Origin of the sequence: Geomonas sp. (assembly GCF_035254065.1) — a bacterium.
GTDB lineage: Bacteria > Desulfobacterota > Desulfuromonadia > Geobacterales > Geobacteraceae > Geomonas.
Map to the genome: position 1 here is coordinate 1 of NZ_DATFBA010000321.1, position 6534 is coordinate 6534.

At 63.6% G+C, this 6534-nt stretch carries 3 protein-coding genes and 1 pseudogene; 3 read left to right on the top strand and 1 reads right to left on the bottom strand.

The genetic code is table 11. From position 1 onward, the window contains the following. Together VJ604_RS14845 and VJ604_RS14850 are read left to right on the top strand one after the other, a co-directional pair. Positions 1–1031, top strand: a pseudogene (locus tag VJ604_RS14845) (glycogen synthase); the annotation flags it as partial. 86 nt (positions 1032–1117) lie between these two features. Next, positions 1118–3109, top strand: a complete 1992-nt coding sequence (locus tag VJ604_RS14850) for a putative glycosyltransferase family protein (RefSeq protein WP_324083816.1) — start codon at positions 1118–1120, stop codon at positions 3107–3109. Between the two features lie 81 nt (positions 3110–3190). Here the strand turns inward: VJ604_RS14850 and VJ604_RS14855 are convergent, their stop codons facing one another. Beyond that, the gene (locus VJ604_RS14855; protein WP_324083818.1) at positions 3191–5233 is read right to left on the bottom strand and encodes a sodium-translocating pyrophosphatase; all 2043 of its coding nucleotides are present in this window, start codon (positions 5231–5233) and stop codon (positions 3191–3193) included. Positions 5234–5420: 187 nt separating this feature from the next. Between VJ604_RS14855 and VJ604_RS14860 the strand changes: the two genes are divergently transcribed. Then, positions 5421–6534, top strand: a 1114-nt coding sequence (locus VJ604_RS14860; protein WP_324083820.1) for a nickel-dependent lactate racemase family protein, incomplete at its 3' end; no start/stop codon positions are given.

The window sequence follows — 6534 nt, forward strand, 5'->3', positions numbered from 1 at the left end:
CTGCTCACCATCCACAACATGCAGCACCAGGGATCCTTCTATGAGGGGGCCATGGATGTCTTGGGTGTGGGGTGGGAGCACTTCACCTACCTCGGGCTGGAGAAGGACAACCAGGTGAACCTCCTGAAGGGTGGGATCTACCACGCCACCCTGCTCAACACGGTGAGCGAGGGATACGCGAGAGAGATCCAGACCCCCACCTTCGGTTGGGGACTGGAGGGGGTGGTAAGCAACCGCTGCTGGGCGCTGCGCGGCATCCTGAACGGCGTCGACTATGACGAATGGAACCCGGAGAACGACCCCCACCTGCCGCACCCCTTCTCCGCCTCCGACCTGAGCGGCAAGGGGATCTGCAAGCGCGAGCTGCAGCGGACCCTGGGACTACCCGAGCGCGAGGAGGTGCCGCTGATCGGCATGGTCACCCGGCTGGTCAAACAGAAGGGGATCGACGTCCTGGCCGAGGCGGTCCCGCGCCTCTTGGAGCTGGACGTGCAGATCGTGCTCCTGGGAGCCGGCGAGCCTTGGGCCCACTTCTACTTCGGCGGCATGGCCGCCAAATACCCCCACCGTTTCGCCTGTCGGATCGGCTACGATAACGCCCTCGCCCACCAGATTGAAGGGGGATGCGACTTCTTCCTCATGCCGTCCGCCTTCGAACCGTGCGGCCTCAACCAGATGTACAGCATGCGCTACGGCACCATTCCCATCGTGCGGGCGACCGGAGGGCTGGACGACTCGGTGGAGAATTTCGATGCCGCCCGCCGCACCGGGGACGGCTTCAAGTTCTGGGACCTGACCGCCGGCGCACTCTACGACACGGTCGGCTGGGCCGTCCATACCTGGTACCACGACCCGTCTGCCATCCGCAGCTTGCGGGAAAACGGCATGGCCAAGAGGTTCACCTGGGAAGAGGCGGCCGCCAAGTACGAGGGGCTCTACCTGGACGGAATGAGGGTGCGCCTGGGCCCTGAGAGGTTGCAGCAACTCGCAGAGGAGAGGGCTCAGCAGACCGTTTGATAAGAAACAACTAAAGGACCAGCATCGCCAGCCGACCTGTTAACAGATGGGGTGCTTCATTCATGGAGCGCGGCACATCTGAACGGGAAGGAGGCATGGCATGCCGAAGGTGCACAAGTGGCGGCGGGATCTCTGCCGCCGAACCTTCCCAAGCGACCTCTACATCGTTCCCGTCGTGCTGGCTGCCGCACTCCTCACCCTGCGTTGCCTGCTCCATGGCGTTCCCCTGGCAGACGATGCCGCCACCCACGTCGATTACCTGTATCATTTCAGCCGGCAGTTTTGGAACGGGGAGCTCTACCCCCGCTGGCTGGCAGAGGCCAACAAAGGGGCGGGGAGCCCCGTCTTCCTCATCCAATACCCCCTTCCCTACTTCGTTTCCGCCTTCTTGCGTCCTCTCCTCGGGCTGGCCGCCGATTCATCCCGGGAGGCCCGGGAGCTCGGCTTCTTCCTTTTTATCGCGCTTGCCACGGCAGGCACCACCGCTTACTGCTGGTTCAGGACCTATGCCGGTAGCAAAGCGGCGGCATTCGCGGCGGTCATCTACCTCTCGCTCCCCTACGTGATCACTGACCTGTACCAGAGATGCGCCATCGGCGAACTGGCGGCGCTCGCTTGGCTCCCTGCCATCCTTGCCAGCCTGGACTCACCGGTTTCCGACCGAAGGAGCCTGCCGAAGCTCGCCCTGTGGTTCTCGCTACTCATCCTGAGCAACACCTTGATTGCCCTGCTCTTTGTGCCGGTGGCTGCGGTCTATGCCGTGCTGACCTGCTCTGCCCTCGGGACGAGCCGTTCATTGCTCCGCCTGGGAGGCGCGCTACTGCTCGCTTTCTGCATTTCAGCCGTCTACTTTCTGCCGGCCCTATGGTACCGGGGGCTCTTCAGCCTGGAGTGGATGTCGGTAAACGTCCGAGACTTCCAACTGGGGCGCTTTTTCCTCTACCTGCACCCCAGCATTCTGCATGAGGGAAAGACTGTCAACTGGCTGGTGGTCTCCCTCTCGCTGGCGACAGCCGCCTTGTGGCGGGTAAAGCGCTCAGGCAAGGGAAGCGTCGCCAGCGCGTCCATGTCCGCCGTGATTCTCTTTGGGTTGACCGCCATGGTACCCGACCTGGGTCCCCGGCTCATCACCTTGAGCGGCTTTGAGAACGCCGACTTCCAATGGCACCCGGAGTTCGTGGGGAGCCTACTGGCAGGGTCGTTGTCGACCCTTTCGCTCGCCGTGCTGGCCTATTGCCATCCCCCCCGTCAAAGGCACCCGCGCCAGGGCGCCCTGCTGCTGATCGCGTGCGCAGCTTTCCTTCTGATGCTCCCAATCTCCGCTCCGCTCTGGAAGGCGATCCCCGCGCTCCAGATGTTGCAGTTCCCCTTCCGTTTGAACGTACCACTGACCGTGGCCACCGCCGGCCTGCTGGCTTCGCTGCTTGACAGCCGCTTCAGAGAGAAGCCGGCGGTGGACACGCCAACCGGCAGGGGAGTCGCCCTTGTTGCTGGCGGCACCATGGCCGGTGTCGTAGCGGCTGCCGTCATTGCGGCCAACGCGCTGGGCCTCCCCTCGGCGGTGGTGCACACCCGGAGTCAGGTCGACATGATGTATCGCTCCTACGTCTCACCCTCGAGATTGACCAGCTTCGCCCAAAGGATCGGGACTAATCCGACGACGTTTTCGGCAGTGCCCACAGCTGAGGATGGCAAACTGGTGGCTGCTCTCGCCTCCGGTCGCGGCGTGACCGTCGCACGGCGCTCACCCCGCACCATCGATCTGGCGGTAAACTCAGCCACCGATGCGCGCATCCAGCTCCGGCTCCTGTACTCCCCGCTCTGGAAGGTACACCCCGGAACCGGTATCGACGCCGGCCCGGTGAGAGCTGCACCGGATGGCTTCCTCGAAATCCCCTGCACCGCGGGCTGTGACAAGCTACAACTGCAATTCGAGATAGGATCCTGTGAACAATGGGGGGAGGCGATAACCGTGAGCGCTCTGCTGCTGGTGGTTGCCTGGTATCTGCTGACGCCAGCGAAAGCGGAACAGCAAAGATTTTCAGGTGGAGTGAGCGGATCTGGAAAGGGGGAGGCCGGGCTTGACCGATGAGAAGCCGGGGTGGGATGCGGCAAATAAAAAAAGGCGCCCCGGAATCCGGAGCGCCTTTTTCATTTTTCTGAAGCGGTCTTCCTACATCTTGCTGAGCAGCGGCACGATGAGCAGGGAGACGATGTTGATGATCTTGATCATCGGGTTGACCGCCGGGCCGGCGGTGTCCTTGTACGGGTCGCCGACGGTGTCGCCGGTAACGGCAGCCTTGTGGGCGTCGCCCCCTTTGCCGCCGTGGTAGCCGTCCTCGATGTACTTCTTGGCGTTATCCCAGGCGCCGCCGCCGGTGGTCATGGAGATAGCCACGAAGATACCGGTGACGATGGTGCCGACGATCACGCCGCCCAGGGCCTTGGGACCGAGGGTGAAGCCGACCACGATGGGAGCGGCGATCGGGATGATGCCCGGGATGACCATCTCTTTGAGAGCGGTCTTGGTGACGATGTCGACGCAGGAGGCGTAGTCCGGCTTGCCGGTGCCTTCCATGATGCCCGGGATGGTGCGGAACTGGCGACGGACTTCCTCGACGACGGAACCACCGGCCTTGCCGACTGCTTCCATGCACATTGCGGCGAAGTAGTAGGGGAGCATGCCGCCGATGAAGAGACCGACGATGATGTACGGGTCGGAGAGGTTGAAGGTGGACTCGATGCCGCGCAGCTTCAGCTCGTCAACGTAGGAGGCGAACAGGATCACGGCGGCGAGGCCGGCGGAACCGATTGCGTAGCCCTTGGTGACCGCCTTGGTGGTGTTGCCGACTGCGTCCAGCGGGTCGGTGACGTTACGGACGGAGTCGTCGAGCTCAGCCATCTCGGCGATGCCGCCGGCGTTGTCGGTGATCGGGCCGTAGGCGTCCATGGCGACCACGATGCCGGTCAGCGACAGCATGGAGACGGCGGCAATGGCGATGCCGTAGAGGCCTGCGCACTGGAAGGCGACGATGATGCCGGCGGAGATCACGATGACCGGGGCGGCGGTGGACTTCATGGAGACGCCGAGGCCGGCGATGATGTTGGTGGCGTGGCCGGTGGTGGAGGCCTGGGCGATGTGCTTGACCGGGGCGTACTCGGTGCCGGTGTAGTATTCGGTGATCCAGAAGATGGCGCCGGTCACCACCAGGCCGACCAGGGCGGCGATGAAGATGTTCACGGCGGAGAAGTTGCCAAGCCCTGCCGGGAACATGCTCTGGGTGATGAAGAAGAAGGCGATGGCAGCGATCACGCCGGAGACGATCAGCCCCTTGTAGAGGGCGGGCATGATCTTCTGGCTGGCGCCGAGCTTCACGAAGAAGGTGCCGATGATGGAGGCGATGATGGAGACGCCGCCCAGGATCAGCGGGTAGGCGACCGCGGCGCCGTTGCCGGCGAAGGCGATGGCGCCCAGCAGCATGGAGGCGATCAGGGTGACCGCGTAGGTCTCGAAAAGGTCGGCGGCCATGCCGGCGCAGTCGCCCACGTTGTCACCGACGTTGTCGGCGATGACGGCGGGGTTCCTGGGGTCGTCCTCGGGGATGCCTGCCTCGACCTTGCCCACCAGGTCGGCACCGACGTCGGCGCCCTTGGTGAAGATGCCGCCGCCCAGACGGGCGAAGATGGAGATCAGCGAGCCGCCGAAGCCGAGGCCGACCAGCTGGTTCACCACTTCCTTCACCTTCTCGGGACCTTCGGGAGTGAGCTGGTTGAGGATGAAGTAGTAGCCGGCGACACCCAGCAGGCCCAGACCGACGACCAGCATGCCGGTGATGGCGCCCCCGCGGAAGGCGACGTTGAGCGCTTTCTCCATGCCGGACTTGGCGGCCTCGGTGGTGCGCACGTTGGCGCGAACCGAGACGAACATGCCGATGAAGCCGGTGAGGCCGGAGAAGATGGCGCCGATGCCGAAGCCGACGGCGGTTTTGATCCCCAGGGTGGCGGCGATGATGACGAACATGATCACGCCGACCACACCGATGATGGTGTACTGACGCTTCATGTAGGCGCCAGCCCCTTCCTGGATCGCTGCGGCGATCTGCCGCATACGGTCGCTACCCTGGGGCAGCCCCAGGATCCATTTGGCCGAGACGAGGCCGTAGACAACGGCCGCCACGGCGCAGGCCAGGGCGAAGACTACTGCATACTGTTCCATTACAAGACTCCTCCTACGTTTTTTTGTGCCTAAAAAAGGCTGGTTTTCCGGAAGACGAAGACAAAATTTAATAGCAAAACAGTGATATAGAAACGGGTGATTGTTACTGGAAAGAGGGGCCAATGTCAACCTATTTCGGAGCTCTCGGGCGTATACCTCCTAAACTGTTGCGCTAATGAGGTCGAAAATGTATCATGCCAGCATGATAGAGCTTAAGTGCGGCGACAAAAGCTACCCGCTGCAGATCGCTGCCGACCGGGTTTTGTCGGTGCTCCGACCGCAGCTCGTCCAGCCGGCCGCCGGGCCTGAGCTGCTGGTCGAGCGGGCGCTGGCGCGTTGCGAGGAGGCGCTCGCGCGCTTCCGGCCGGGGGAGAAGGTGGTGATCGTCACCTCCGACGTGACCCGCCCCACCGGCAGCGAGGTGTACCTGCCGCTGCTGGTCAAAAAGCTCAACGCCGCCGGGGTTGCCGACCGCGACGTCACCATCGTGGTCGCCCTCGGGATACACAGGAAGCAGACCGAGGCCGAGCACAAGAAGATCGTGGGAGGGCTCTACGGCAGGATCAAGGTCGTCGACCACGACTGCGACGACCCGGGCGCCCTGGTCTACCTGGGCGACACCGCGCGCGGCATCCCGGTCGAGATCAACCGGAAGGTGGCCGAGGCGGACCGGCTGATCCTCACCGGGTCAGTCACCTTTCACTACTTCGCCGGCTTCGGCGGCGGGCGCAAGAGCCTGCTCCCCGGCGTCTCCAGCCGTAGAAGCTGCATGGCCAGCCACTTCGCCGTTCTCAACAAAGAGCAGGGGAGCGGCAGGCATCCCAAGGCGGTCACCGGCAACCTGGAAGGAAACCCCGTCCATGAGGCGATGGTGGAGGCGTGCTCGATGCGCCCTCCCGATTTCATACTCAACACCGTGCTCACCCCCGAGAAGCGGATCATGGCCGCCTTCGCCGGCGACTGGCTGAGCGCCCACCTGGAAGGGTGCCGCTTCTACGCCGAAACGTTCTCCTATCCGATCGAAGAGCAGAGCGACCTCGTGGTGGTATCCTGCGGCGGTTTTCCCAAGGACATCAACCTGATCCAGGCCCACAAGTCGATGGAGTACGCCAGCCGGGCGCTCAAGCCGGGCGGCGTCATGATCCTTTTGGCCGAGTGCCGGGACGGCTACGGGCACGCCACCTTCTTCAACTGGTTTCGCTACGCGACCTGCGCGGAGCTGGAGTCGGCGCTCAGGAAGCGCTATGAGATCAACGGGCAGACGGCCTGGTCGGTGAAGGAGAAAGCGCAGCGCTTCCGGG

What these genes read in the sequence shown, in the direction of transcription:
- VJ604_RS14850 (WP_324083816.1), top strand. Translation starts at nt 1,118, where the DNA reads ATGCCGAAGGTGCACAAGTGGCGGCGGGATCTCTGCCGCCGAACCTTC.
- VJ604_RS14855 (WP_324083818.1), bottom strand. Translation starts at nt 5,233, where the DNA reads ATGGAACAGTATGCAGTAGTCTTCGCCCTGGCCTGCGCCGTGGCGGCC.